The sequence below is a fragment of the Nocardia sp. NPDC049935 genome (assembly GCF_055586645.1).
Genome location: NZ_JBVJHV010000009.1, coordinates 25,520 through 50,008, shown reverse-complemented (window position 1 = coordinate 50,008; position 24,489 = coordinate 25,520). Strand labels below are relative to the sequence as shown.

Sequence of the window (24,489 nt, the reverse complement as noted above, 5' to 3'; positions counted from 1 at the left end):
TGGTTCGGACGGCCATCGGAGAGAGGGTTATGACCACATCGGACTTTTCGTCGTCGCCACGATTCCGGGCAAGGAGAGACCTCACGGAGATCACCTCGGCCCGCCGCCGCGCGCGCGGCGGGCCGCGCCTGCGGCTCGCCGTCCTCGGTACGAGCATCGACGACGCGGTGAACGCGGCGGGTGGGCTCATCTTCGACCGGGTGATGGCGGGCTGGTCGGTCACCGTACTGACCGGCGACCTCACCGATCCACGACCCGCCACGATCCTGGGCGCGGACGCACTGCCCCTGGAACAGGCCTTGTCCCGCGGACCGTACGGGCCCCGGCCACATGCCTTGGCGATTTCGGCGGTACTGGTCACCGCCCACCCGGACCTGCGCGGCGGAGTGCGCGAGTGTCTCGATTCCGCCGGCACCGAGATCTCGATCTGGGGCGAGCCGAGTTCGGGGGAATTCGGCGACCGGACCGAATCCACCACCTACCGGCTCAGCCTCGCCGCCCGGGCCTTCAAACGCCAGGCCCTCCGGGCCGCGGGCGCACGGACCGGCATCGTGCCGGCCACCGAGAACTTCCGCACCGGAACACGGGCGTGGCGCGCGCCGCACCGGGATGCCACGGCCGTGGCGTACCTCGCGCCCACGCACGCCGGTCTCGCGAGGTAGGTCCCCCTGTCAACACCTACAGCGCGGCGGCGGTATCGAACTGCCGTTCGGCGGATTCCGGAAATCCGGTTACGGAAGAGAGAAAAGCGTCGAGGCGCACGACGCGGCAACGGCCACGAAAACCGTGGTGGTGAAGCTGTGACAGCAGCACAGGCGCCCGAGCACCGAATGGGCCGGTACGAACTCGGCGCATCGAACAGCGAGGAGAGACTCCCATGACAGAAACCATCGCACTGAGCCCCGAAATAGGCGCCGAACTGGTCGATTTCGACGACCTCCTGAGTCCCGACACCGTCGCCCGCATCCGCGAGGCGGTCAGATGGCGCGGAGTGCTGCTGATCCGGGGTGCGAACCTGGACGACGCGGCCCAGCTCGCTCTGAGCCGGACTCTCGGTACCGTCCTGGCTCCGGGCGGCAAGGAGATCTTCACCGTCTCGCTGGACCCCGCCAAGAACCCCACCGCCGATTACCTCCGCGGGACCTTCGGCTGGCATATCGACGACACCACCAGCCGGGTACCGGCCAAGGCCACCATGCTCACCGCCCGCCATGTGGCGATGGTGGGCGGCGGAACGGAATTCGCCAGCACCTACGCGGCCTACGAGAACCTTCCGGAGCACGAACGCAAACGCTATGCGGACCTCCGGGTGGTCCACAGTCTCGAGGCCACGCAGCGAGCCGTGAATCCCGATCCCACCGAACAGCAGCTCGCCCGCTGGCGGCGGATGCCTCCACACGAGAGCGCGCTGGTGTGGCAGCGCCGCGACGGCCGGCGGTCGCTGGTCCTGGGCACCACCGCGGACCATATCGTCGGCATGGACCCGGACCGGAGCCGCGAACTGCTCGACGAACTCATGGCCTGGTCCACCCAGGAGCGGTTCCGCTACACCCACGAATGGTCGGTCGGTGACCTGGTGATCTGGGACAACACCGGCATGCTGCATCGCGCGCTGCCCTACGATCCCGCCTCCGAACGCACCATGCATCGCACCACGATCGCCGGCGACGAGCCGTGGCTGTGAATACCGGCGGAGCCGGCCGAGAGGAGAACCGATGAACGCGGACACCTACGAGTTGGGGCGGCGAATCCGGACCCGGGTGCTGGGGGCGGACCATGTCCGCAACGCGGCCGGCGACGATTTCGCCGAACCGCTGCAAGATCTCGTCACCGAGTACTGCTGGGGCGCGGTGTGGGGTCGTGAGGGCCTGACGCCGGCAACGCGTTCGATGCTCACTGTCGCGATGCTCGCGGTGCTCAACCGCCCGCACGAATTACGCACCCATATCAGGGCGGCGCTCGGCAACGGTGTCACCCGCGCGGAGATCCGTGAGGTCCTGCTCCAGGTCGCGGTGTACGCCGGTGTACCGGCCGCCGTCGACGGCTTCCGGATCGCCCGCGAGGTTCTCGCCGAATCGGACGACGAGTAGGCGGGCAACGTGGATATCGGATTCATCGGTTTGGGCAACATGGGATTCCCGATGGCCGCGCGCCTCCTGGAGGCCGGCCACCGGGTCGTGGTGTTCGACACCGGCGCCGCGGCCCTGAACAGGGCGGTGGCGCTGGGCGCCCGGGCCGCCCGCTCCCCCAGAGAGGTGGCCGACCGCGCCGAGACGGTGCTGGCCAGCCTCCCCTCGTTGGCGGCCTCGCGGGAAGTCGCCACCGGACCCGACGGCGTCGTGCACGGTACGCGGATACGGTTGTTCATCGAACTGTCCACCATCGGCGCGCAACTGGCCGGGCAGCTGGCGACCTCCCTCGCCGAACGCGGTATCGCCCTACTGGACTGTCCGGTCAGCGGCGGGGTCGCCGGCGCCCGTAACGGCACCCTCGCCATGATGGCCGCCGGCCCCGCCGCGGAGTTCGCCCGGGCCACACCGGTTCTCGAGACCCTCGGCCGCCCGTTCCCGGTAGGCGCCGAACCGGGCGCGGGCCAGACGATGAAACTGGTCAACAACCTGATGGCCGCGGCCACCCTCGCCGCGACCGCCGAGGTGATGGTCATGGGCGTCAAAGCGGGCCTGGATCCCACCGTCATGATCGACGTACTCAACGCGGGGTCGGGCGCGACCCACGCCAGTCGCGACAAGTTCCCGCGCGCCGTGCTCCCCCGCACCTTCGATTTCGGTTTCAGCACGGGTCTCATGTCCAAAGATATCCACCTCTACCTGCAGGAGGCCGCTGCTATCGGCGCTCCGGCCGGGCTCGCGGGCGCGGTGGCGCGCCTCTGGGAGGCCACCCTGGCCGACCAGGGGCCCGACTCGGACTTCACCGCGATCGTCAAACCGATCGAGACCGCAGCCGGCGTGATCGTCGACGGGCGCACCGGCCGCCGGCCGTAGCCCGGCAACCGACCCACCGAATCCCGCACAGACGAACAGCTTTACTTCCCCGGTGTCCGGCGAACGGTATTTCTCCGGTCCGGACGATTCCGCCACCAAAACGAGAATCAGGTTCTACGCTTATGTAGATTCCAATTCTACCTACGCGGAGGTGCGCGATGGACAGCGACGCGTTCAGCGGAGTCCGCGTGGTAGAGCTTGCTCAATGGGTCTTCGTCCCGGTCGCGGGCGCGCTGCTCGCCGACTGGGGCGCCGACGTCATCCGGGTCGAACGCCCCGACGGCGACCCGTACCGCAACCTCGCCACGCAAGGTATCGGCACCGACAGCGGCGGCGTGAATCTCTCGGTGGCCCTGGCCAATCGGGGCAAACGCTCGGTGTCACTCGATCTGCGGACCGCCCGGGGACGGGAACTGCTCGACGAACTCCTGGCCACCGCCGATGTCTTCCTGACCAATTTCCGGCCCGCGGCGCTACACCGGCTGGGTCTGGACGCCGAGGAACTCACCCGCCGATTCCCCCGGCTCGTCTACGCCCGTGGCCACGGGTACGGAGTGCGGGGGCCGGAAGCCGATAAACCGGGCTACGACTCCTCGGCCTTCTGGGCGCAGGGCGGACCCGCCCATACCCTGACTCCGCTCGACCGCGAGTATCCGATCGGTCAGCGCGGCGCGATGGGTGATCGCAACGGCGCCATGGCGCTCGGGTTCGCGATGGCCGCCGCGCTGCTGCGCCGGCACCGGACCGGACGCGGGTCGGTGGTCGATGTCTCGTTGCTGGCGACGGCGATGTGGATGCTCTCCTCCGATGTGCTCGCGGCCGCGGCGGGTAGGCCGCCGGTTCCGGTGGCCGGTCGTAGCGGGTCGGCCAATCCGCTCGTCGGGGCCTATCGCACCGCGGACGGCCGCCATATCCAACTGGTCTTCCTGCAGGCCGACCGGTACTGGGCACCGTTCTGCGAGTTGGTGCAGCGCCCCGATCTGCGCGACGATCCGCGCTTCGCGGATATGGCTTCGCGCGCCGCGCACCGGGACGCGTGCGTGGCCGCGTTGGACGCGGAATTCGCCCGCCGGACATTCGACGAGTGGAAACAACTGCTGTCCCGGCTGGACGCGCCGTGGGCACCGGTGCAATCGGTCGCGGAACTACTCGACGACCCCCAGGTCCTGGCCAACGATTACCTCGGCGTCGTCGAGACCGACGCCGGCGGAACGTATCGGCTCCCGACCGGTCCCGTCCAATTCGATCTCCGGCCCCCGGTGCTGCGACGGGCGCCGGAGCACGGCGAGCACACCGAGACCGTGCTCCTGGAACTCGGCTACTCCTGGGCCGATATCGCGGAGTTCAAGGACGCCGGGGTGCTCCCGTGACCACCGCGCGCCCGGTCCCGGTTCCCGACGCTTCCTCGGCTCCGTATTGGGCCGCGGCGGCCCGGCATATGCTCGCGCTCGCCCGCTGTAGCCGCTGCGGCCGCTTCGAACTGCCACCCGGCCATATCTGCTCGCACTGCGGGAGCACCGATCCCGCGTTCCGCTTCGAACCCGTCGAGGGGTCGGGGATCGTACGGTCCTGGACGGTGGTCCGGCGGGCCTCGCTACTCGGTTTCACCGATCAGGTGCCGTACTTGCTCGTCGATGTCGAACTCGACGTACAACCCGGGCTGCGGATGATCGGGCGACTCCTCGATGGGCCGGATACCGTGCTACGCCACGGTGTTCCGGTGTACCTCGCGTTCGAGGACATCTCGGAGGACACCGCGATCCCGGCCTTCACGGTGGTCCCCGGGAGTTCGTCGTGACCGGGCGGTTCCGCGGGCGCGGGCGGGTCGCGCTGGCCGGATACGCACACAGCGATATCCGCCGCCACCACGATCGGCCGCTCGGGACACTCGCGGTCGAGGTCGCGCGGGCGGCGGTGGCCGACGCCGGACTGCGGCCGGACCAGATCGACGGATTCGTCACCTCGGCCCTGTTCCCGACCGCCGGCGCTCACGCCGTGACCGACGGCGTGAGTACGGTATCGGCGGACTGGCTGGCCGCCCGGATGGGTGGCACACCACGCTATGTCGCCGGGTTCGGCGGTATCGGTCAGATGCCCGGCGCGGTGGCGCTGGCCGTCAACGCGATCGTGTCCGGGGCCGCCGATCACGTCGTCCTCCATCGCGCCCTGCACAACCCGGCCGGTGGGTACCACGACAATCCCATGACGGCGGCGGCCGGCCCACGGCAGTGGACGGCACCGCAGGGTTTCGCCGGGCCGCTGCCGATGATCGCCCTGCCCTGTACCGAGTACTTCGAGCGGTACCGCGCCGATCCCGCCGCCTTGGCGGACGTCGTGGTGGAAGCGCGGAAGAACGGCGCGCGCATCCCCTGGTCGTACTGGTCGGGGAAACCACTGACGCCCGCCGAGTACCTGGCGGCGCCGATGGTCAGTGATCCGGTCCGGCGCCTGGATTGTGACCTTCCGGTGGACGGTGTGGCCGCGTTCGTCCTCACCTCCGCCGAGCGCGCCCGGGATCTCCCCCACCGGCCGGTGTACGTGGCCGGCTTCGCGCAGAGCCCGCCGCCGAGGCACCGGGCCGGACTGCACTGGCCGCTGGACGACATCATGGCCGGTGGCGAGGTCACGACCCGGCGCCTCTGGGAGGCAACGGGTTTGCGCCCGGAGGAGGTCGACCTACCCCAGCTCTACGACGGATTCTCGCCGTTGGTGTACTTCTGGCTGGAAGCCCTGGGCTTCTGCCCTCGTGGCGAGGCGCATCGTTTCGTCCGCGACGGCGGTATCGACAGCGATATCCCCGGCCGGTTACCGGCGCTCTCGGGTGGCGGAGCGCTGGGTAACGGACGGATGCACGGCGTTCCGCAGATGCTCGAGTGCTATCTCCAGCTGTCCGGCCGCGCCGGGGAACGCGGCCGCCCCGGAGTATCCGTCGGACTCGCCTGCCAATCCTCCCCGCATTACGGCGGCGTCGTCGCCTATACCTCCGAGCCCGGATAACGCAACCAGACCCATGCCGCCTCGCGGCAGCTAGGAGACCGAGTACATGTCACGTGTTCTCGCAGATCACCGCTCGTATATCGCCGGCGACCGGGTGACCGGACCGGATCGGATCGCCGTGGAGAACCCGGCCGACGAGTCGCGGGTGGCCGATATCCCGGCGACCCCGCTCCCCGAGATCGAACGCGCGATAGCGGCGGCGCGATCCACCTTCGACAGCGGTACCTGGGCCGACCTTCCGGTCGCGGAACGAGCCGCCGTGGTCCGGGCCCTGCTCACGTACCTCGAATCGCAACGGGAGACCCTGGTCGCGACCATGGTCGCCGAGGCCGGACAGCCCACGACCTTCGCCGAACGCTCACAGTTCCACTCGGGCCTGGCGATGGCCCGCGGCATGGTCGACCTGTTCCTGGCCATGTCCCACGAGGAGACCAACCCGGTCCCGGTCGACGAATTGACCCACGGGCGAGTGGCGCTCAGCATCCGCCGGTACGAACCGGTCGGCGTGGTCGCGGCGATCACCCCGTACAACGCGGCGTTCATGATGGCCCTGCAGAAGCTCGTCCCCGCGCTCCTGGCGGGCAATTCGGTGATCCTGCGACCCAGTCCGCTGACACCGATATCGTCGCTGATCTTCGGGGCCGCCGCCGAAGCGGCGGGGTTACCCCGCGGGGTGCTCAGCGTCGTCGTCGAATCCGGTAGCGCCGGAGCCGAACTGCTGAGCACGCACCCCGCGGTGGATATGGTGTCGTTCACGGGGTCGACAACGGTCGGCCGGATGATCGCGGCGCAGGCGGCGCCCACCGTGAAACGGGTCGGGCTCGAACTCGGCGGGAAATCGGCCCAGATCTATCTCGGCGACGCGGTGGGCAAAGTCGCGGCCGGTGCGGCCGCCGTGGTCGGGGGCACCGCCGGCCAGGCCTGCGTCGCCGCGACCCGGATGCTGGTACCCCGGGAACACAAGGACCAAGTGCTCGAGACGGTGTCCCGGGTGTACGCGGGCCTGGTGGTGGGCGCACCGGCCGATCCCGCGACCACACTCGGCCCGCTGATCAGCGCCGCGCAGCGGGAGCGCTGCGAACGGATCGTCGAACGGGCCGTCGACAAGGGCGCGAGTGTGGCCCAGGGCGGCGGACGGCCGGCGATACCGCGCGGCTACTACTTCGAGCCGACGGTGCTCGATATCCCCGACAACGGTAATCCGGCGGCCCAGGAGGAAATCTTCGGACCGGTCCTGTCGGTCCTGGGTTACCGGGATATCGACGACGCCGTCCGCATCGCCAACGACAGCCCCTACGGCCTGTCCGCGCAGGTATACGGCGCCGACCCGGCCGCCGCGACCGCGATCGCGCGGCGCCTGCGCACCGGCGCCGTGAATATCAACACCGCGCTGTTCAGCGCCTACGCCCCGAGCGGCGGTTACAAGCAGAGCGGCCTCGGCCGTGAACGCGGCCCGGACGGCATCCGGGCCTTTCAGGAAGTCAAACATCTGGTCATCGGCGAGTTGCGGTGACCGGGAGCACGATCCGAAGGAGTAGTCATGTCCGCTGATATCTCGCTCGATTGGCTGATCTCGGTCGACGACCATATTCTCGAACCTCCGAATCTGTGGCTGGATCGCGTGCCGCGCGCCGACCGTGACCGCGCGCCCCATATGGAATTCGACGACAACGGCGTGGACTGCTGGGTCTACGACGGCAAACGCTTCCCCAGCTCGGGACTCAGCGCGGTGGCAGGCAAGGAGAAGGAGGAGTTCAGCCCGAAACCGCTGTCCTACAGCGAGATGCGCCCCGGCTGCTACGATCCCCTCGCCCGGATCGAGGATATGGATCGCGCCGGCATTCTCGCCTCCCTCTGTTTCCCGACGATCACCCGTTTCTGCGGCCAGTTGTTCATGGAGGCCGGTGATCGCGATTTCGGCCTGGTCTGTTTGAAGGCCTACAACGACTGGGTGATCGAGGACTGGTGCGGCGCGGCGCCGGGCCGCTACATCCCCCTGGTGCTCATCCCGCTGTGGGATCCGCGACTGGCCGTGAAAGAGCTGGAACGCTGCGCCGCCAAGGGCGCCACCACATTCGCGTTCTCGGAGAACCCCGAACCACTGGGCCTGCCGACGATCCACGATCCCGGCGGCTACTGGGATCCGGTGATGGCGGCGGCCAATGATCTCGGGATGGTCGTCTCGATGCATGTCGGTTCCTCGTCGACGGTGCCGCGCATCGCGAAGGATTCGCCCTTCCTCGCGAATCTGGCGTGGGGTGCGACCCGGACTTCCGGCGCGATGCTGTCCTGGTTGTTCAGCGGGATGTTCCAGCGCTATCCCGATCTGAAGATCGCCCTGTCCGAGGGTGAGATCGGGTGGATCCCCTACTTCCTGGAGCGGGCCGAACAGGTCCTGGACAAACAGCGCCACTGGGTGAAGCAGGGCATGAACTGGGGCGATCACGCCGGTAGCCGCGGCGTCGATCTCGACAACCTCGATCTGCGCCGGACCTTCCGCGATCACGTTTTCGGCTGCTTCATCGAGGACACGCACGGTATCGCGAGTATCGCCGAGATCGGCGAGGACAACATCATGTGCGAAACCGACTACCCACATTCGGATTCCACCTGGCCGAACTGCCTCGACGCGGTCAAGAAACAGATCGGCCACCTCCCGGCACAGACCCAGTACAAGATCCTGCGCGGCAACGCCGAACGGCTCTACCGGTTCACCCCCGCCGAACCGCCGGCCCGGGCAGCCGGCTGATGCCGGGCTGGAGCATCCACGTCGACCGGGAGCGCTGCCTCGGCTGCGGGGTCTGCGTCAGTTACGCCCCGGACAGTTTCACGCAGGACAGCGACGGCCAAGCGCTCCTGGTCGCATCGCCGGCGGATTCGCTGGACCGGATCCGCACGGCCGTGGACAGCTGCCCCACCGGGGCATTGGAGCTGACGACCGGCGACGCGGTCGTCATCGAACGAGAAGGGTGAGCCACGTGCTGCTCGAAGGAAAAACCGCGGTGGTCACCGGCGCCGGGTCCGGTGTCGGCGCCGCGTCGGCACAGCGATTCGCCGCGGAAGGCGCCCGGGTGGTGTGCGCCGATATCCGCCTGGACCAGGCGAAGGACACCGTGGGCCGCATCGAGGCCGCCGGCGGGGTGGCCGTCGCGGTCGAAACGGATGTCACGCGGGAGCGCGATGTGGCCGAGATGATCGCCACCGCCGCCGGGCAGTTCGGCCGCGTGGATATCGTCTTCAACAATGTGGGGATTCCGACGCCGCGCCTGGGCGCCGCCCTCGAGGACCACACCTATCAGGATTTCCAGCGCCTGGTATCGGTGAATCTCGGTGGTGTCTTTCTCGGGTGCACCTACGCCGTACTGCAGTTCAAACGGCAGGGCGGTGGCGGCGTCATCCTCAATACCGGGTCGGTCGCGGGACTGGTCGCCTGGGGCGGCGCCGTGTACGCCGCGACCAAAGGCGCCGTGCACCAGCTCACCAAGGCCGTGGCGATCGAGGGTGCGCCGTTCGGGATCCGCGCCAACGCGCTCTGCCCGGCCGGTATGCCCTACACCGGGTTCATGGCCGCGGGTGGCCTGCCGGGAGACGACGCGACGGTCGAGAAAATGGCCGAGCGCACCGCCGCCAACCACCCGCTGGGCCGGCCGATCACCGCGCGGGACTGCGCGGAAGCGGCCGTATTCCTGGTATCCGACCGAGCCGCCAACGTCACGGGAGTGCTCTTCCCGGTCGACGGCGGCTATGTGGCGAGGTGACCGAATGAATTCCGCGCGCACACTGGACCGCGACCGCGTCCGCGAGTTGTTCGACCTGCGGGGCGCCTACCTCGCGCAGACCGGAGGCGGCTATCGCGACGATCCCTATCCGCGGTGGCATCGGCTGCGCGAGGAGGCCGAGGTCCACCCCGGCACGGTGCACGAACTGACCGGATATCCCGGCCCGGCCGTGTTCAGCGGGCTTCCGCACGCCGATCGCCCGCATTTCTCGGCATTCGGTTTCGCCGCCTGCGATACCGCCTACCGCAACCCGGAGCTGTTCGCCTCCTCGCCGGTACCGGTCGATCCGAACGACGGCCGGCTCGACGCCCTCAACAGCATGATCTCGATGAACGGCGCGCAGCACCGGCGCTATCGGTCCTTGGTGCAACCGTCCTTCGTGCCGGCGAAAGCCCAGTGGTGGATCCGCAACTGGATCGAACACACCGTGCATCAGCTGATCGACGGATTCGCCGCCGACGGCCGGGCGGAGCTGAATGTCGATTTCTGCGCCGCCATCCCGGTACTGACGATCACCGGCAGTTTCGGGGTCCCGATCGAGCAGGCGCTCGAGTTCCGCGCGGCGCTGGGCCGGCCCGAAATCGTGGTCGAGCTGATCCGGCCGATCCTGGCGCGGCGCCGCGCGGAACCCGGCGACGACCTCCTCGGTGTCCTGGTCGAGGCCGAACTGAAGACCGACGACGGCGTGACGCAACGACTCACCGATGCCGAGATCTACTCCTTCGTGGTGCTTTTGCTGGCCGCCGGATCCGGCACCACCTGGAAGCAGATGGGAATCACCCTGACCGCGCTGCTGCAACGGCCCGATGTCCTCGCGGCGGTCGCCGCGGACCGGGCACTGCTGCGGCCCGCCATCGATGAAGCCCTGCGCTGGACGCCCACCGACCCGATGTTCTCCCGCTATGTCACTCGGGATACCGAACTACAGGGTGTGCCGCTGCCCGCGGGGTCGGTCCTGCACCTGTGCCTGGGCGCGGCCAACCGCGACCCGGCCCGCTGGGACAACCCCGACGACTACGACATCTTCCGGCGCGTGCGACCGTCCTTCGCCTTCGGCGGCGGCGCCCACGCCTGCCTCGGTATGCATGTGGCGAAGGCGGAAATGATCACCGGGATCGGCGCCCTGCTCGACCGGCTGCCCGGCCTGCGGCTCGATCCGGCCGCCGAGCCGCCGCGGATCATCGGAATGTACGAACGCGGCGCCACCGAGATACCCGTCGTATTCGGCTGACACCCGGCCGCCCCGGAGAAGGACACAGCTCATGAACGAACCCGGTTACCGGCCGCCGGACCTCGGCCTGGTCGGCGCCGCCCATGTCGCGCGCTATCGGGAAACAGACGGCGAAGTCGGGTACGCGTGGAACGGCGCCCGGATACTCCTGCTCACGACCACCGGCCGCAGATCCGGCCGGGCCCGCACCTCGGCCCTGATCTTCGGGCGCGACGGTGCGGACTACCTGGTCGTGGCCTCGGCCGGCGGCTCCGCGCAGCATCCGGCGTGGTACCTGAACCTGCGGGCGAACCCGGCGGCGCAGATCCAGGTCAAGGCCGAGCGGCTGCGGGTGACCGCGTCTACGGCCACCCCGGAGCAGCGACCGCGCCTGTGGGAGATCGTCACGGAATACTGGCCGAATTACGACGTGTACCAGACCCGTACCAGCAGGGTTATCCCTCTCGTTGTGCTGAGGCCGTCGTGATAGGACTTCATTCGTGCCCACTCAGAAGAGGTCCACCCCGCCCGCCGACACCCCGGACGTCGCGCCGCCGCCGTGGGCCGATCGCGCCGCGGATCAGTCGCATTCGGTACGCCGGTCCCGGGCCCGCAGTATCGAACAGGCGAAAATGATCGTGGCGGCCGCCGAGCGGTTGATCGCGGAAAAAGGATCCGCTTTCACGACGCAGGAGCTGGCCAAGGAGGCGGGGATCGCCCTGCAGACCTTCTACCGGCACTTCCCCGGAAAAGACCATCTGCTGCTCGCCGTTCTCGAGGAAGTGATTTCCGCACGTGTCGCGGAAATGGCGGCCGCCGTGCGGGATGAACCGGACCCGGTGGCACGGCTACGTTTCTATATCGTCGCGGCGTTGCGATCACTGCGCAGCGACGACGGCGGTGTCGCGCGGAAGTTCATCACCGCCGAGCACTGGCGTCTCTACCAGATATTTCCCGAAGAAATGGCACAGGCCAACCGCCCGTTCGCCGATCTCATCGAACGGGACCTGCGGGAAGCCGCCGACGCGGGACTCCTGCACCCGAACGATCCGGCCGCCGACGCGTGGCTGGCGATGAATCTGGTGATGTCGGTGTTCCATCAGTTCGCCTTCGCGCCGCATGTGGACAGCGCGGCCGTCACCGAACAACTGTGGTCATTCTGTTCTACCGCCTTCGGCGGTCATCCACCCGATAAGTAACGGGGCACAAGCAATGAAGCAAGCGCCTGCCTTTCCCAAGGGCCGTGATCTCGACGCCACCGCCACCACCTTGTATTCGTGGCTGAAATCGCGACACGATATCACCGCCGTCGAAATAGACGATCCCGCCTACCCGCGCGGCGCGGGGGTTTCCAACGAAACGATTTTTCTCCGGGTGCGTACGGGGCGGGAGGTGCAACGTCTCGTCCTGCGGGTCGCCCCCGCCCCCGAACATCAGATGTTCCTCGACCCGAGGTTCCGGATCCAGTACGACATCCTCGTGGCCCTGCGGCAACTCGGCACGGTCCGCGTTCCGGAACCCCTGTGGCTGGAAACGGACACGTCGGTACTGGGACGGGAGTTCTACCTGATGCGCCGCGCGGACGGCCTGGTACCCGTGAGCATGCCGGTCTACAACGCGTCCGGGTTCCTCGTCGAAGCGACCCCGGCCCAGCGACGGACCCTCTGGGAGGACGCGATGGGTCAGCTGGCCGCGATCCACCGGGTCCCGGTCGGCGCCGTCTCGTTCGTCGACCGGCCCGAGCACGGCGAAACCGGTAATCGGCAACAGCTGTCCTACTGGCACGACTACGCCCGCTGGACACTGGCCGACGACTACCCCGACACCGTGCGCATGCTTCTGCGGTGGCTCACCGACAACCGGCCCGCCGACTCGGCTCCCGGGCTCTCGTGGGGCGACGCCCGCATCGGCAACATCATTTTCGGCGACGACTTCCGCGTCTCCGCTGTCATGGACTGGGAACAGGCGTCCATGGCCGGCCCGATCGCCGACCTCGCCTGGTGGCTGGTCTTCGACGACGCCCACAGCACCGGCCGCGGTGTCCCCCGCCTGGACGGGCTCGGCACCCGCGACGAAACGGTCGCACTCTGGCGGGAACTGACGGGGCTCCCCGCCGACAACCTGTTGTGGCACGAGGTATTCGCCTGTCTCAAGGCCGGACTGCTCAGCCTGCACACCCGGCGCATGCTGCGGCTACCGCCGGTCGCCGACGGACCGCGGTACTCGTTCCTGGTGCGCGCCTGCGAGTTGCTCGGGGCCGACCCGGGTGATGTCTCGTGAACGCCCCGGGCGGACCGGCGCCCTGTGACGAGGCGGTCGTGCTGTCACCGGGCTGGCTCGCCGCGGCGCTGAACCCGGGCCATCCCGATGCCGAACCGGCCGGGACCGCGGTGGTCGAACGAATCGAGACGGTGGCCACGAAACTGCGCTTCCGGGTGTCCTACGCCCACCCGACCGATGCCCCGCCCGCCCTGTGCGCCAAGGGATATTTCGGCTCGCAACGGCGACGCGTGAGCCGGGCGGAGGTCGATTTCTACCGGCGGGTCGCCTCCGGGATCCCCGTTCGCACACCGCCGTACGTGCACGCCGCCGTCGACGAGGACACCGGGCATCCGCTGATCCTCATGCACGACCTCGTCGAGACCGGGGCCCGGTTCCTCGATCCGCTCGTCGGCTACGACGCGGGCCGGGCCGCCCACACCCTGGATCAGCTCGCCGCCCTGCACGCCGCGACCTGGGAGACCGCCGAGTTCGGCGATCTCTTTCCGCCGCGGCTGATATCGCTGACCCGGCACTTGACCGAAGAACAACTGCAGTCGCTGATGGACGACGGCCGCGCACCCGGTATCCCTGCCCGGGTACGTCGTGCGGACCGGCTCACCGCGGCCATGGCCGCCCTGCGAACACTCGGCGCCGCGGAACCGCGGTGCCTCGTCCACGGTGATCTGCATACCGGCAATATCTACGAAATGCCCGACGGCAGCCCGGGACTCATCGACTGGCAGGTTGTTCAGTACGGCAATTGGGCCCTCGATGTCGCCTACCACCTCGCGACGGTTCTGCCGCCCGAGGAACTCGCTACCGCAGAGCGGGATCTGCTCGATCACTACCTGCACCGACTGGCCGCGCGAGGAGTCGAGCCACCCGGCCGGGACCACGCCTGGTGGCTCTACCGCGCGCATCTGCCGTACGGCTTCTTCCTGTGGTCGATGACCCGCGCCGTGGATCGCCCGATCGTCGAACACCTCACGAGCCGGCTCTCCGCCGCGGTGGCCCGGCACGCGAGCCTCGACCTGCTCGGGGTCTGATCCACGGGGAGCGGCGGGGTGCCGGCAACTCTCGGCATCCCCGCCGCTCCCGTACTCGCGGTGTCGCGGCGCTACGACCGGGGCGCGTCGGAACCGCGCCGACCGGGGCCCTCGGCCAGACTCTGCCGAATCTTGTACTTCTGCACCTTCCCGCTCGGCCCGCGCGGGAAATCGTCGACCACGTGGACCTCCTGCGGCCACTTCTGTTTCGCCAGCCCCGCTTCGGCGAAGTGCGCGCACAGATCGTCGAGCAGGGGCGGAGCCGTATCGGATTGCCACCGCAGCACCGCCGCCACATGTTCGCCCAGCCGGGCATCCGGCGCGGCGACCGCTACGGCCTCGAGCACACCCGGCACGGTGAGCAGCACTTCCTCCACCTCGAGCGCGCTGATGTTCTCCCCACCGCGGATGATCAGGTCGGTGGCACGATCGGCGATGGTGAGATACCCGTCGGCATCGAGTGTGCCGATATCGCCGGTGTGGTACCAGCCCTCGTCGTCGAACGCCGCCGCGGTGAGTTCCGCGTCGAGATAGCCGAGACACAGATCCGGCCCCCGGCTGAGAATTTCGCCGTCCGCGGTGAGCCGGAGTTCCACACCCGGCTGGGCGGTACCGTCGGTGTAGAGCCGCTTGGCGCGCGGGGCGTTCCAGCGGGAGGCGGTCATGGACGGGTGTTCGGTACTGCCGTAGGAGCGGTAGACGGTCAGGCCCAGCCCGGTCAGCCGCTCCGATACCGTCGTGGGGACCGGGGCCCCACCCATACCGAGATATTTCAGCCGCGCCAGATGTTCACGGGTGCAGTCCGGATGATCGATCAGGCTGGTCGCGTAGTAGGGCACACCGCCGCCGAGACTCACACCGTAGGCCGTCATCAGGTTCAGGATGCGGCCGGGATTCCAGACATCGGTGAGGTCGATCGAGACACCGTCGCGCACCGGGACCAGCAGCGCCGAGAGCATCCCGATGAAATGCCCGACGGGCGCGGCGTTGATCAGCGGCCCCAGATCGCCGGGGTAGCGCTGCGACATCAGCCGGGTCTCACACCCCAGCGTCTGATGACTGTGCACGACCCCCTTGGGCAACCGTGTCGTGCCCGAGGTGAACGCGATCACCGCCGGGCCGGCGGGATCCACCTCCGCCACCCCGGTGAAGGGGGCGTCGGCGAGCAGCGCGCCGAAGCTGCGCGCGGGATCGGCGCCACCGACGACTCCGACGATCGGCACACCCGAATACACCACGGGGTCGTACACCAGGTTCCCGAAGCGCTCGGCGGCGAAAAATGCCCTCGGCCGCACCGTTTCCACGATATGGCCGACCTCGCGCGGACCGTAGGTGTGCACGATCGGCACCACGATCGTGCCCAGCAGCGACGCCGCCCAGAACGCGGCCGCCGCCTCCATCCAGTTCGGCAACTGCAGTACGACGACATCCCCCGGTTCGACACCCCGGTTCCGCAGGCCCGCGGCCAGCCGGCGGGCGACGAGTTCGACCTCCCGGAAGGTTCCCGAGTACGGCCGGGATTCCGAATGAACACGAAAGGTGGTGTCCGGTGCGGCCGCCAGGCCCCGGGCCACCAGATCGCCCAGGCTGTCGCGCGTCCACCATCCCTCCGCTATGTACCGTCGGGCCAGATCCGGGGGAATTGTGCGCATGGTGAGCTCCAAACACCCGGCACGGATACGCCGCAATCGTCGGGCCGCGTTACCGGGTGGACAGGTTGTCGGAGGCCGGGACGAGCGCCCGGCCGCGAGCGCGATATTCGGCTCTACCACATAGTAGAATGTGATTCTACATCCGGGTCCGGTTTCACGCTTTCGACCGACTCCACCGCCACGCGACCCGGATTCGGCAGTACCGGCCCCACCGAGCGGGCACTCTCCGCGACTTCCAAGCACTTTCGCCGTTTCCCCACCCCGCCACCACTGAGTAGAATACGATTCTACCCAGAACGCGAACGCGAATCTAAGTGAGGAAATCGCATTCTCACAGCGGCCGCGTCGGCCCGCATCAGACCGAGTAATTCACCCCCTCCCAACCGGCCGGGGCGAACGGTCGCGCGCTCCGGAAAGGCGAGGTGGATCATGCTCTCCATCGTCAGACGTCTGGGCAGAGGATTGCTGGTGGTCCTGCTGGTCACCCTGGCGGTCGTGGTACTCCTCGGTTTCGCGCCGGGCTCGGTGGCGCAGGCCATCCTCGGCGACGCCGCCACCCCGGAAGCTGTCGCGGCCCTCAACAGCAAGCTCGGCCTCGACCAGCCGATCTGGAGCCGGTATCTGCACTGGGCCGGTAACGCCGCGCAGGGCGATCTGGGCACCTCACCGCTCACCGGCCAATCGGTGTCCACGGCGATAGTCGAGCGATTGCCGGTGACGTTCCAATTGGCCGGGATGGCACTGGTCATCGCGTTGGCCTGCGCGGTCCTGCTCGCGGTGGTGTCGGCGATGCGGCCGGGAAGCCCGGTCGACCGCGCGACCGCCGGAGTCTCCTCCGTCTTCCTCTCCGTGCCCGCGTTCGTCGCCGGCCCGGTTCTCATCTACGTCTTCGCCGTCGGCCTCGGCTGGCTTCCGGTGACGGGGTGGAGCCGCATCGAAGACGGCATCGGCGAGAACCTCCTGTCCGCGCTGCTACCCGCCCTGGCGATGGCGTTGATGGAGATCGCGGCATTCCATCGTCTCCTGCGAACGGACCTGATCACCACCCTGCGTGAGGATTTCATCGGCGCGGCCCGGGCCAAAGGCATGAACGACTGGTATCTGATGTTCCGGCACGCACTCCGGCCGTCGTCGTTCTCATTGATCACCCTGGCCGGCATCAATCTCGGCCGATTGATCGGAGGGACGGTGATCGTCGAAACCCTGTTCTCGCTACCGGGACTCGGCCAGTTGCTCGCGTCCTCGATCGTTTCCCGTGACCTCGTCATGGTGCAGGGCATCGTGGCCTTCCTGGCCGTCGTCTACGTCGTCATCAACATCACGGTCGATGCGAGTTATGAGCTGATCGACCCGCGGGTCCGGAAGGTGGCCACGGTATGACCCGAGCCGAAGTACAGATCGAGCGTGGGCAGAAGCTCGCGACATCCGAGAAGCCGCGGGTCCCCCGGGTACGGAAATCTCGCTCGATCCTGGTGTACCTGTCCTATATCTGGTTGATCGTGATGATCGCGGCGGCGATCCTCGCCGACCTCCTTCCGTTGACCCCGTATTCCATCCCCGTCGGCCCGCCACGGCAACCGCCGCACTTCGGATCACCGGATCTGCTGGCCGGCACCGACAATCTGGGACGATCGCTGCTGTCCCGCTGTATCCACGGCGCCCGGGTCTCGTTGCTGGTCGGCACGGTGGCGACCCTGATCGGGGCGGCGCTCGGATCGAGTATCGGAATGCTGGGCGGCTATTTCCAGAAGCGGACGGACTCGGTGGTCCGGCTGCTCAGCGATACCACACTCGCATTCCCACCCCTGATCCTGCTGATGGCGCTGACCGCTGTTCTCGCCCCGGGACTCGGCACCCTCCTGATCGGGCTGTCGCTGGTGATCGTCCCCTCGTTCATCAGGCTGGCCCGCGCGAACACACTCACCTGGACGGCACGGGAATTCGTACTCGCCGCCCGGAACCTGGGCGCCGGACACGGCCGGATCCTGGCCAAGGAAATCCTGCCCAATGTGGTGCCGCCGCTGCTGGCCTATCTCCCGATCATCATGGCCGCGCTCATCGTCGCCGAAGGATCGCTGAGTTTTCTCGGCCTCGGTATCCCGCCCCCGACGCCGAGCTGGGGCGGCATGATCTCCGACGGCAAGGACAGTCTCGCCTCCGCACCCCATATGGTTTTCGTTCCCGCCCTGGTCATCTTCTGCACCGTCTTCGCACTGAACCAGGCCGGCGACCACCTCCGTGGCCGATTCGATCGCGCCCTGCGGGACTGACCGCGATACCTGCTCCCGCACCCCCGCTCTTCCGTACAACGAGGTACCGAATGATGATCCGACGCGGCAGTCTGCTCGCCGCAGCCCTTCTCTGCCTGACCTCGCTGCTGACGGCGTGCGGTGGAACCGGCACCGAACGAACGGCCGGCGATATCTCGGTACCGGGCGGTACCGCACACATCATCCAGATCAGCGAACCACGCACCCTCGACCCGGTGGCCCTGGGAAACCAGTGGGTGATCAACGCGGCCCTCGGCAACGCCCTGTTCGGGACGTTGATGGTCAACGATCCGGACAGCGGCACCATCGAATACACGATGGCTACGGGATTCGCCACCCGCGACGGCGGCGCCACGTTCGAGCTGACGTTGCGGCCGGGACTCCGGTTCTCCGACGGAAACCCGCTCGACGCGGCGGCCGTGAAATTCAACTGGGACCGCTTCCAGGATCCGGCCAACGGGTCGACCTACCGCGAGGACGCGGCGGCGATCGCGTCGACCGAGGTCGTGAACCCGACCACGCTGCGCGCGATCATGCGTGATCCCACACCCTATTTCCCCTACACCCTCGTCGAGAGTTCGATGAACTGGATCGCCTCCCCCGAGGCCCTGCGGGCCGGACGCGCGTCCTTCGACAGCAACCCGGTCGGCGCGGGCCCGTTCACCCTCGACCGGTGGTCCCGGCAGGATGTGATCGAACTGGCGAAGAACCCGGATTACTGGGACGCGCCCAAGCCGTACCTCGACCGTATCGAGCTGCGTACCTCCGGCGACTCCGTCCAGGGCTACAACACGCTGATCAGTGAGGGCGCCGATGTGGTCATCAGCTCCAACTGGGGAAGTATCGAAAAACTGAGGAATCAAGGCTTTCCCACCGCGGTATCTCCCCTGCACGGCGGGCAGCACCTGTCGATGAATATGCGGCGCGCGCCGTTCGACGATATCCGAGCGCGGCGGGCCGTGGCCGCCGCAGTCGACGTGAACGCGCTCAACCTGACCATCTACAACGGAAGCGGGGAATTGCCGACCACGCTGTTCCGCGAATCCTCTCCGTTCCACACACCGGATCTCCCGTTGCACACCCACGATCCGGCAACGGCGCAACGGCTGTTCGACGAGCTGGCGGCCGAGGGCACACCCGTATCGTTCACCTTCACGACCACCCAGCAGACGGAGAACCGGCTGCTGGCGGAGAGTGTGCAAGCGCAGCTCAGCGCGTTCGACAATGTCGACGTCGAGGTGAAGGTCATCGATATCATCGACCTGATCGAACTGCGCTATACACACGATTTCGACATGATGACCGGCGGCGCCTTCTTCGACGATCCCGAACCGCGGCTGCGAACGGCCTTCCACGGGAGTTCGAGCCGCAATACCGCGGGCATCGACGACGACGCCCTGAACGAGGCACTGGACGCCGGCCGGCGGGCGATCGACCCGCACCAGCGCGTCGCCGCCTACCGGACCGTCCAGGAGCGCCTGATCGCACTGATGCCCGCCGTCTTCTACATACGCACCGTCGCGGGAGCAGCCACCGGAAAGAACGTCGGCGGCCTCACCATGTACGGCTCCGGCTCGGTCCGGCCCGAGGAACTGTGGATCGTCGAATAACGGCTCGGATCACGAGGAGTAGCTGAGATCATGAACGCCGAACCGAATCTGCGGGTGCGGAATCTGCATACCTATATCGGTACCGAACGCGGCGCCGTGCGAGCCGTGGACGATGTGTCCTTCGACGTGGACCGCGCTCAGACGCTGGGCGTAGTGGGCGAATCGGGTTCCGGGAAGTCGGTGCTGGCCCGGGCGATCATGGGGCTGTTCCCGCCCCGGGCCGGATACTCCGGTGAGGTGATCTTCCGGGGCCGCGACATCCTCGCGCTGTCGAGAAAGGAGAAGCTCGACATCTGGGGGAAGCAGATCGCGATGGTCTTCCAGGACCCGGGCCGCTCGCTCAATCCGGTGGTGCGTATCGAACGCCAGCTCACCGAGGGTATGCGCAGGCATCTGGGACTCAGCCGTTCCGCGGCGAAGTATCGCGCCCTCGAGCTCCTCGGGGAGGTCGGGGTGCCCGATCCGGAACGCCGGCTGCGCAACTACCCGCACGAAATGTCGGGAGGTATGCGGCAGCGAGTGATGATCGCGACCGCGCTGGCCTGCGAGCCCGACCTGCTGATCGCCGATGAACCGACCACCGCCCTGGATGTGACGATCCAGCGGCAGATCCTCGACCTGCTGCGCCGCGTGCAGCGGGATCGAGGCATGTCGCTGATCTTGATCAGCCATGACCTCTCGGTCGTCGCCGGCCGCACCGACCGGGTCGCGGTCATGTACGCGGGTCGGCTGGCCGAAAGCGGGGACACCCGGCGGGTTTTCGCTGCCCCGCGGCATCGCTATACCCGCGCCCTGATGGAGGCCACGCCGGCGATGGACCGCCGGCGATTCGCACCGCTGCGACTGATCGAGGGCAACCTCCCGGATCCGACGGCACCGCCGCCGGGCTGCCGGTTCGCGCCCCGGTGCGATCGCGTCGCCGACGACTGCCGCGGGGCCCCGGGCCCCGCGTTCACCGAGATCGCCGCCGGCCATTTCGTGGCCTGCGCGTATCCGGCCTCCGAGCCCACAGCAGCCCTTTCCGAGTCCGGTGGTGATACCCGTGGCAGGTAGTGGAACCGCGCATCTGCGCGACGAGCCGGCGCTTCTGAGCGTGCGCGACCTGGTGGTCGAATACGACACCGCCGGCGGGACGGTACAGGCGGTGTCATCGGTCAGCTTCGACGTCCTTCCCGGCGAAACTCTCGGAATCGTCGGGGAATCCGGATGCGGCAAGTCGACCACCGGCCGGGCGGTCCTGCGGCTGGACAGGCCGGTCTCCGGCCGGATCGCTTTCGCCGGCGAACAGATCGACGAGGCCGGCGACCGCAGGATGCGTACGCTGCGGCGCGAGATGCAGATGATCTTCCAGGATCCGGTGGCCTCGCTGAACCCGCGCCGGACGGTACGCGACCTCGTGGTCGAGGGTTTGGCCGTCGCGGGCCGGTCCGCGGACGAACGCCGGTCGAAATCCGAGGAAGTCCTGGCGAAGGTCGGTATGGGCGATAAGCGGTTCGCCGGCGCGCTGCCCCGGCAATTGTCCGGCGGTCAGGCCCAGCGGATCGCGATCGCACGCGCGCTGGCGCTGCACCCCCGGCTGCTGATCTGCGACGAACCGGTATCCGCGCTGGATGTTTCCGTGCAGGCGCAGATCCTCAATCTCCTCTCCGAGCTCAAGGCCGACTACGACCTGACCGTTGTGTTCATCGGCCACGATCTCGGCGTGGTGCGGACGATCAGCGATAACGTCATGGTCATGTACCTCGGCAAGGTATGCGAGTTCGGCGATGCCGTCGAGGTATACGACAACCCGGCACACCCCTACACGCGGGCGCTACTCGATTCGGTTCCGCTCGCCGATCCCGACCGGGGTTTCGCGGGCCCCGCACTCGCCGGCGATATCCCCTCACCGCTCGCCCCGCCCCGGGGTTGCCGGTTCCGGACACGCTGCCCGCACGCCCGGCAGCGCTGCGCGGAGGAGGAACCCCTGGTGCGTGCGGTCCGGCCGGGTCAGTACGCCGCCTGCCACTTCCCAGCTGTCTGACCTCTGGCCCGCACCACGGGGCCGCAAGGGCGCCGACCGCATCCGACGCTCGTCATCGTGGCAGGAGATGGCGGATGAGGACGGCGAATATCGGCAACCCGGCCACGCGCGGGGCGGCGCTCAGCCCTGGGTTCTGCCGATCGTGCGGCCGATGCGGGCGTGGTCCGCCGCGTCCGCGTTGTCCGCCGTGAGCCGGTAGACCGCGCGTTCCAATGTCGGGAGAATATCGGTGATCTCGATGGCGCCGTCGACGTAGCGGCCGATGAGTCCGTAGCTCAGTCCGGTGAGCACCCGGCCGATATCGTCGAGATAGCCGGGGTCCGCGCCGGCCAGGACCGCGCCCGCCGCGGGGACGAGCGCGGCGATGCCCTGGGCTTCGAGGCGGTCGCCGGAGGGTCCGGTGCGCGCTTTGTGATAAGCCTCCAGCATTCTGGGGTTGCGTTCCCAGGGTTCGAAAACCTGCCGGAACAGGCGCATCAGCCCATCTCGTAAGGTTTCGTCCGGATCCACCGCGGCGAGCTCGGCATAGCTGACGCGAGCCATCCACTGTTCGAGAGCGGCGACGATCAACTCGTTGCGAGCCCCGAACATCTTGTAGATCGTGGCCAGCGATACCTGCGCACTCCGCGCCACCTCCTGGAGGTAGAGGCCGTCGTAGCCGACCCGTTCCAGCGAGTCCAGCACCACGGCAAGGATCCGCGATGAGGTTTCCGATTCACGCCCCGCGTCCCGGCCCATCCGGTTATAGTAATCCGATTACTCGAGTAATCGGATTACTCGACGATCTATAGCCACCACGCAGCACAGGATTCGAGCACACGATGGCGACATACGTACTGGTCCACGGCGGCGGACACGGCGGTTGGTGCTACCGGAAGGTGACCCGCCTACTGCGCGCGGCCGGCCACGAGGTCTACGCTCCCACCCTGTCCGGGCTGGCCGAGCGATCCCATCTACCGCTGGCCACCATCGGACTCGACACCCACATCCAGGACATCGCCTCCCTGCTGCACTACGAGGACCTGCACGACGTCATCCTGGTGGGTCACAGCTACGGAGGCATGGTCATCACCGGCGCCGCCGACCGTGCGCTCGACCGGGTCGGCCGCCTCGTCTACCTGGACGCGGCCAATCCGCTCGACGGCCAATCCCTGCGCGATATCGCCGGTCCCATCATCGAGGCGGCCCGCGACTTCGGCGAGATCGTCGACGGCACCGAACTGGTCCTGCTACCCGGCCCCGAAGCGGGCATGTTCTTCGGGGTCACCGATCCCGAGGCCCTGGACTGGATGGCGACCCGGCTGACCGGCCATCCGTGGCGATCCTTCGAGGACACACTCGATCTGCGCGACGCGGCCGGGGTCTATGCCCTGCCGCAGTACCACATCGTATGCACCTCGACCCTGGCCACCCGCGATCCCGAACTCGTCGCGAACGCGCGAGAAGCGGGCAGATTATGGGATATCGACACCGGACACGACCTGATGATCACCGAACCCGAAGCGGTCGCCGACCTCTTGCTGACCGTCGCGACCGCGTAACGGCGCGGCATCCGATCCGCCGCCCTCTTGACTTTCCTACCTGGAAAGTGAGATCTTACTTTCCAAGTAGGAAAGTGAGGCAACCATGGAAAACGTCGCTCCGGATCAAGCCCGCGCCGCACTGGACGCGGTCGAGCAGGCACGCCGCCGGGTGGCCCGGGAGATCGGGCTGCCCCGCGGATACTGGTGGGCGATGGCCGCCGGCTGGGTCGTGCTCGGCCTGATCGGGGACCTCGGGCCGCAATGGCTGATCATCACCGCGACCCTGCTCTTCGGCGCCGGCCACTCCTACGTCGCGTCGCGACTGCTCGACGGGCGTCGCCGTACCGACCGGGTCCAGGTCAGCGCGGCCGTGGCCGGACGCCGCACGCCGATCGTCGTGGTCGTCATGCTGTTCGCGCTCGTCGTCCTCACCATCGGTGTGGCGCTGGCCCTGGACGCGGACGGAAACCGTCATCCCGGAATCTGGGCGGGAGTGCTGGTGGCGGCGATCGTCGGTTTCGGCGGCCCGGAGATTCTGCGCGCTCTGAGGCTCTGGTTCCGCGCGTGACGCGGGCCCGTTTCGACGAACTCATCCACCCCAGCACCCGGCTCTCGCTGGTCGCGACACTCGCGGCCGCCGACTGGGCGGAGTTCGCCTTCCTGAAAGACCGGCTGGGGCTGTCGGATTCGGCCCTGTCCAAACAGCTCGCGACCCTCGAGGACGCGGGCTATGTCACCACCGAACGCCGCTTGGACGGCAGCCGCCGTAAGGTCCGCGCCCGCCTGACCGAACGTGGACGCGACGCCTTCACCGGCCATATCGCCGCCCTGCAAGAAATCGTCGCCGCCGCGACACCCCCGGACCCGACCACACAGACCTGATTCGAACCCCCGCACAATCCCGCATCCGCCGCCGGGCGGTTCGAATCGCCGTACACAAGGAGCTCGACATGCGACTCTTCCGCACCACCACACACGACCCCGAACAACCGGCCGAGCAGCAACCCGCCGACGAGCAGCCCCGCCGCGACCGCAAGGCCGAGCGCCGTCGGCGGCGTCGCCTCCTGGGCGGCGCGTATACCGGCGGTGGCAGCTGACGAACTCGCTACCTCCGG

The 24,489-nt window shown here is 68.1% G+C and carries 27 protein-coding genes; 25 read left to right on the top strand and 2 right to left on the bottom strand.

The features are described from left to right. The first annotated feature begins 29 nt into the window (after positions 1 to 29). From ACZ6SF_RS28790 to ACZ6SF_RS28715, 16 genes are all read left to right on the top strand, one after another. Entirely contained in the window at positions 30 to 662 is a 633-nt protein-coding gene (locus ACZ6SF_RS28790) for a hypothetical protein (RefSeq protein ID WP_466066257.1), read from the top strand. Between the two features lie 215 nt (positions 663 to 877). Then, positions 878 to 1,684, top strand: coding sequence for a TauD/TfdA dioxygenase family protein (locus tag ACZ6SF_RS28785; protein ID WP_466066255.1), 807 nt, complete (start codon positions 878 to 880; stop codon positions 1,682 to 1,684). Between the two features lie 31 nt (positions 1,685 to 1,715). Next, the gene (locus ACZ6SF_RS28780) at positions 1,716 to 2,090 is read left to right on the top strand and encodes a carboxymuconolactone decarboxylase family protein (protein WP_466066253.1); all 375 of its coding nucleotides are present in this window, start codon (positions 1,716 to 1,718) and stop codon (positions 2,088 to 2,090) included. A 9-nt stretch (positions 2,091 to 2,099) separates the two neighbouring features. Continuing rightward, positions 2,100 to 3,002: an NAD(P)-dependent oxidoreductase gene (locus tag ACZ6SF_RS28775; protein WP_466066252.1), complete on the top strand. Its 903-nt coding sequence runs from the start codon at positions 2,100 to 2,102 to the stop codon at positions 3,000 to 3,002. A gap of 188 nt (positions 3,003 to 3,190) precedes the next feature. Continuing rightward, positions 3,191 to 4,372: a CaiB/BaiF CoA transferase family protein gene (locus tag ACZ6SF_RS28770; protein ID WP_466066251.1), complete on the top strand. Its 1,182-nt coding sequence runs from the start codon at positions 3,191 to 3,193 to the stop codon at positions 4,370 to 4,372. After that, positions 4,369 to 4,800, top strand: coding sequence for a Zn-ribbon domain-containing OB-fold protein (locus ACZ6SF_RS28765; RefSeq protein ID WP_466066250.1), 432 nt, complete (start codon positions 4,369 to 4,371; stop codon positions 4,798 to 4,800). The genes ACZ6SF_RS28770 and ACZ6SF_RS28765 overlap by 4 nt, the downstream gene beginning before the upstream one ends. Next, a complete protein-coding gene (locus ACZ6SF_RS28760; protein ID WP_466066248.1) occupies positions 4,797 to 5,999 on the top strand; it encodes a thiolase family protein in 1,203 nt (400 codons plus the stop codon). The genes ACZ6SF_RS28765 and ACZ6SF_RS28760 overlap by 4 nt, the downstream gene beginning before the upstream one ends. 46 nt (positions 6,000 to 6,045) lie before the next feature. Then, positions 6,046 to 7,512, top strand: a complete 1,467-nt coding sequence (locus tag ACZ6SF_RS28755) for an aldehyde dehydrogenase family protein (RefSeq protein ID WP_466066247.1) — start codon at positions 6,046 to 6,048, stop codon at positions 7,510 to 7,512. Positions 7,513 to 7,539: 27 nt separating this feature from the next. Further along, a complete protein-coding gene (locus ACZ6SF_RS28750) occupies positions 7,540 to 8,748 on the top strand; it encodes an amidohydrolase family protein (RefSeq protein ID WP_466066245.1) in 1,209 nt (402 codons plus the stop codon). Further along, a complete protein-coding gene (locus ACZ6SF_RS28745; RefSeq protein ID WP_466066243.1) occupies positions 8,748 to 8,972 on the top strand; it encodes a ferredoxin in 225 nt (74 codons plus the stop codon). Before ACZ6SF_RS28750 ends, ACZ6SF_RS28745 begins: the two co-directional genes overlap by 1 nt. A 5-nt stretch (positions 8,973 to 8,977) precedes the next feature. Continuing rightward, complete coding sequence (locus ACZ6SF_RS28740; RefSeq protein ID WP_466066242.1) at positions 8,978 to 9,757, top strand: SDR family NAD(P)-dependent oxidoreductase; 780 nt, start codon at positions 8,978 to 8,980, stop codon at positions 9,755 to 9,757. Positions 9,758 to 9,761: 4 nt separating this feature from the next. After that, positions 9,762 to 11,009: a cytochrome P450 gene (locus ACZ6SF_RS28735; protein ID WP_466066241.1), complete on the top strand. Its 1,248-nt coding sequence runs from the start codon at positions 9,762 to 9,764 to the stop codon at positions 11,007 to 11,009. 31 nt (positions 11,010 to 11,040) lie between these two features. Beyond that, the gene (locus ACZ6SF_RS28730; RefSeq protein ID WP_466066239.1) at positions 11,041 to 11,475 is read left to right on the top strand and encodes a nitroreductase family deazaflavin-dependent oxidoreductase; all 435 of its coding nucleotides are present in this window, start codon (positions 11,041 to 11,043) and stop codon (positions 11,473 to 11,475) included. 13 nt (positions 11,476 to 11,488) lie between these two features. Beyond that, positions 11,489 to 12,187: a TetR/AcrR family transcriptional regulator gene (locus ACZ6SF_RS28725; RefSeq protein WP_466066238.1), complete on the top strand. Its 699-nt coding sequence runs from the start codon at positions 11,489 to 11,491 to the stop codon at positions 12,185 to 12,187. A 13-nt stretch (positions 12,188 to 12,200) separates the two neighbouring features. Further along, entirely contained in the window at positions 12,201 to 13,268 is a 1,068-nt protein-coding gene (locus ACZ6SF_RS28720) for a phosphotransferase family protein (protein ID WP_466066236.1), read from the top strand. After that, complete coding sequence (locus ACZ6SF_RS28715; protein ID WP_466066234.1) at positions 13,265 to 14,296, top strand: phosphotransferase; 1,032 nt, start codon at positions 13,265 to 13,267, stop codon at positions 14,294 to 14,296. The genes ACZ6SF_RS28720 and ACZ6SF_RS28715 overlap by 4 nt, the downstream gene beginning before the upstream one ends. A 71-nt stretch (positions 14,297 to 14,367) precedes the next feature. Here ACZ6SF_RS28715 and ACZ6SF_RS28710 read toward each other — a convergent pair whose 3' ends face one another. Continuing rightward, positions 14,368 to 15,948, bottom strand: coding sequence for an AMP-binding protein (locus tag ACZ6SF_RS28710; RefSeq protein WP_466066232.1), 1,581 nt, complete (start codon positions 15,946 to 15,948; stop codon positions 14,368 to 14,370). A gap of 429 nt (positions 15,949 to 16,377) precedes the next feature. On the opposite strand from ACZ6SF_RS28710, the gene ACZ6SF_RS28705 reads away from it, so the two are divergent. From ACZ6SF_RS28705 to ACZ6SF_RS28685, 5 genes are read left to right on the top strand one after another with little or no spacing between them, the layout of a single operon-like run. Then, entirely contained in the window at positions 16,378 to 17,328 is a 951-nt protein-coding gene (locus ACZ6SF_RS28705) for an ABC transporter permease (RefSeq protein ID WP_466066230.1), read from the top strand. Continuing rightward, positions 17,325 to 18,218: an ABC transporter permease gene (locus ACZ6SF_RS28700; RefSeq protein WP_466066228.1), complete on the top strand. Its 894-nt coding sequence runs from the start codon at positions 17,325 to 17,327 to the stop codon at positions 18,216 to 18,218. The genes ACZ6SF_RS28705 and ACZ6SF_RS28700 overlap by 4 nt, the downstream gene beginning before the upstream one ends. A gap of 50 nt (positions 18,219 to 18,268) precedes the next feature. Beyond that, positions 18,269 to 19,828 (top strand): ABC transporter substrate-binding protein, encoded by a 1,560-nt coding sequence (locus tag ACZ6SF_RS28695; RefSeq protein ID WP_466066226.1) that lies wholly within the window; start codon positions 18,269 to 18,271, stop codon positions 19,826 to 19,828. A 30-nt stretch (positions 19,829 to 19,858) separates the two neighbouring features. Next, the gene (locus ACZ6SF_RS28690) at positions 19,859 to 20,881 is read left to right on the top strand and encodes an ABC transporter ATP-binding protein (RefSeq protein ID WP_466066224.1); all 1,023 of its coding nucleotides are present in this window, start codon (positions 19,859 to 19,861) and stop codon (positions 20,879 to 20,881) included. After that, entirely contained in the window at positions 20,871 to 21,851 is a 981-nt protein-coding gene (locus ACZ6SF_RS28685; RefSeq protein WP_466066222.1) for an ABC transporter ATP-binding protein, read from the top strand. The genes ACZ6SF_RS28690 and ACZ6SF_RS28685 overlap by 11 nt, the downstream gene beginning before the upstream one ends. Before the next feature lie 120 nt (positions 21,852 to 21,971). Here the strand turns inward: ACZ6SF_RS28685 and ACZ6SF_RS28680 are convergent, their stop codons facing one another. Then, positions 21,972 to 22,589: a TetR family transcriptional regulator gene (locus tag ACZ6SF_RS28680; protein ID WP_466066220.1), complete on the bottom strand. Its 618-nt coding sequence runs from the start codon at positions 22,587 to 22,589 to the stop codon at positions 21,972 to 21,974. Positions 22,590 to 22,672: 83 nt separating this feature from the next. Here ACZ6SF_RS28680 and ACZ6SF_RS28675 point away from each other — a divergent pair, with 83 nt between their 5' ends. The 4 genes from ACZ6SF_RS28675 (at position 22,673) to ACZ6SF_RS28660 (ending at position 24,471) form a co-directional block, all read left to right on the top strand. Continuing rightward, a complete protein-coding gene (locus ACZ6SF_RS28675) occupies positions 22,673 to 23,392 on the top strand; it encodes an alpha/beta fold hydrolase (protein ID WP_466066218.1) in 720 nt (239 codons plus the stop codon). Positions 23,393 to 23,477: 85 nt separating this feature from the next. After that, a complete protein-coding gene (locus ACZ6SF_RS28670) occupies positions 23,478 to 23,942 on the top strand; it encodes a hypothetical protein (RefSeq protein WP_466066216.1) in 465 nt (154 codons plus the stop codon). Beyond that, positions 23,939 to 24,256 (top strand): transcriptional regulator, encoded by a 318-nt coding sequence (locus tag ACZ6SF_RS28665; protein WP_466066215.1) that lies wholly within the window; start codon positions 23,939 to 23,941, stop codon positions 24,254 to 24,256. The genes ACZ6SF_RS28670 and ACZ6SF_RS28665 overlap by 4 nt, the downstream gene beginning before the upstream one ends. A 68-nt stretch (positions 24,257 to 24,324) precedes the next feature. Continuing rightward, positions 24,325 to 24,471: a hypothetical protein gene (locus ACZ6SF_RS28660; RefSeq protein WP_466066214.1), complete on the top strand. Its 147-nt coding sequence runs from the start codon at positions 24,325 to 24,327 to the stop codon at positions 24,469 to 24,471. Positions 24,472 to 24,489: the final 18 nt, after the last annotated feature.

Excerpts from the sequence above, each read along its gene's own strand:
- ACZ6SF_RS28735 (WP_466066241.1), top strand. The coding sequence starts at position 9,762 with ATGAATTCCGCGCGCACACTGGACCGCGACCGCGTCCGCGAGTTGTTC.
- ACZ6SF_RS28690 (WP_466066224.1), top strand. The coding sequence starts at position 19,859 with ATGAACGCCGAACCGAATCTGCGGGTGCGGAATCTGCATACCTATATC.
- ACZ6SF_RS28695 (WP_466066226.1), top strand. The coding sequence starts at position 18,269 with ATGATGATCCGACGCGGCAGTCTGCTCGCCGCAGCCCTTCTCTGCCTG.
- ACZ6SF_RS28730 (WP_466066239.1), top strand. The coding sequence starts at position 11,041 with ATGAACGAACCCGGTTACCGGCCGCCGGACCTCGGCCTGGTCGGCGCC.
- ACZ6SF_RS28780 (WP_466066253.1), top strand. The coding sequence starts at position 1,716 with ATGAACGCGGACACCTACGAGTTGGGGCGGCGAATCCGGACCCGGGTG.
- ACZ6SF_RS28710 (WP_466066232.1), bottom strand. The coding sequence starts at position 15,948 with ATGCGCACAATTCCCCCGGATCTGGCCCGACGGTACATAGCGGAGGGA.
- ACZ6SF_RS28705 (WP_466066230.1), top strand. The coding sequence starts at position 16,378 with ATGCTCTCCATCGTCAGACGTCTGGGCAGAGGATTGCTGGTGGTCCTG.
- ACZ6SF_RS28755 (WP_466066247.1), top strand. The coding sequence starts at position 6,046 with ATGTCACGTGTTCTCGCAGATCACCGCTCGTATATCGCCGGCGACCGG.
- ACZ6SF_RS28745 (WP_466066243.1), top strand. The coding sequence starts at position 8,748 with ATGCCGGGCTGGAGCATCCACGTCGACCGGGAGCGCTGCCTCGGCTGC.
- ACZ6SF_RS28790 (WP_466066257.1), top strand. The coding sequence starts at position 30 with ATGACCACATCGGACTTTTCGTCGTCGCCACGATTCCGGGCAAGGAGA.
- ACZ6SF_RS28680 (WP_466066220.1), bottom strand. The coding sequence starts at position 22,589 with ATGGGCCGGGACGCGGGGCGTGAATCGGAAACCTCATCGCGGATCCTT.
- ACZ6SF_RS28750 (WP_466066245.1), top strand. The coding sequence starts at position 7,540 with ATGTCCGCTGATATCTCGCTCGATTGGCTGATCTCGGTCGACGACCAT.
- ACZ6SF_RS28700 (WP_466066228.1), top strand. The coding sequence starts at position 17,325 with ATGACCCGAGCCGAAGTACAGATCGAGCGTGGGCAGAAGCTCGCGACA.
- ACZ6SF_RS28675 (WP_466066218.1), top strand. The coding sequence starts at position 22,673 with ATGGCGACATACGTACTGGTCCACGGCGGCGGACACGGCGGTTGGTGC.
- ACZ6SF_RS28785 (WP_466066255.1), top strand. The coding sequence starts at position 878 with ATGACAGAAACCATCGCACTGAGCCCCGAAATAGGCGCCGAACTGGTC.
- ACZ6SF_RS28670 (WP_466066216.1), top strand. The coding sequence starts at position 23,478 with ATGGAAAACGTCGCTCCGGATCAAGCCCGCGCCGCACTGGACGCGGTC.
- ACZ6SF_RS28660 (WP_466066214.1), top strand. The coding sequence starts at position 24,325 with ATGCGACTCTTCCGCACCACCACACACGACCCCGAACAACCGGCCGAG.
- ACZ6SF_RS28720 (WP_466066236.1), top strand. The coding sequence starts at position 12,201 with ATGAAGCAAGCGCCTGCCTTTCCCAAGGGCCGTGATCTCGACGCCACC.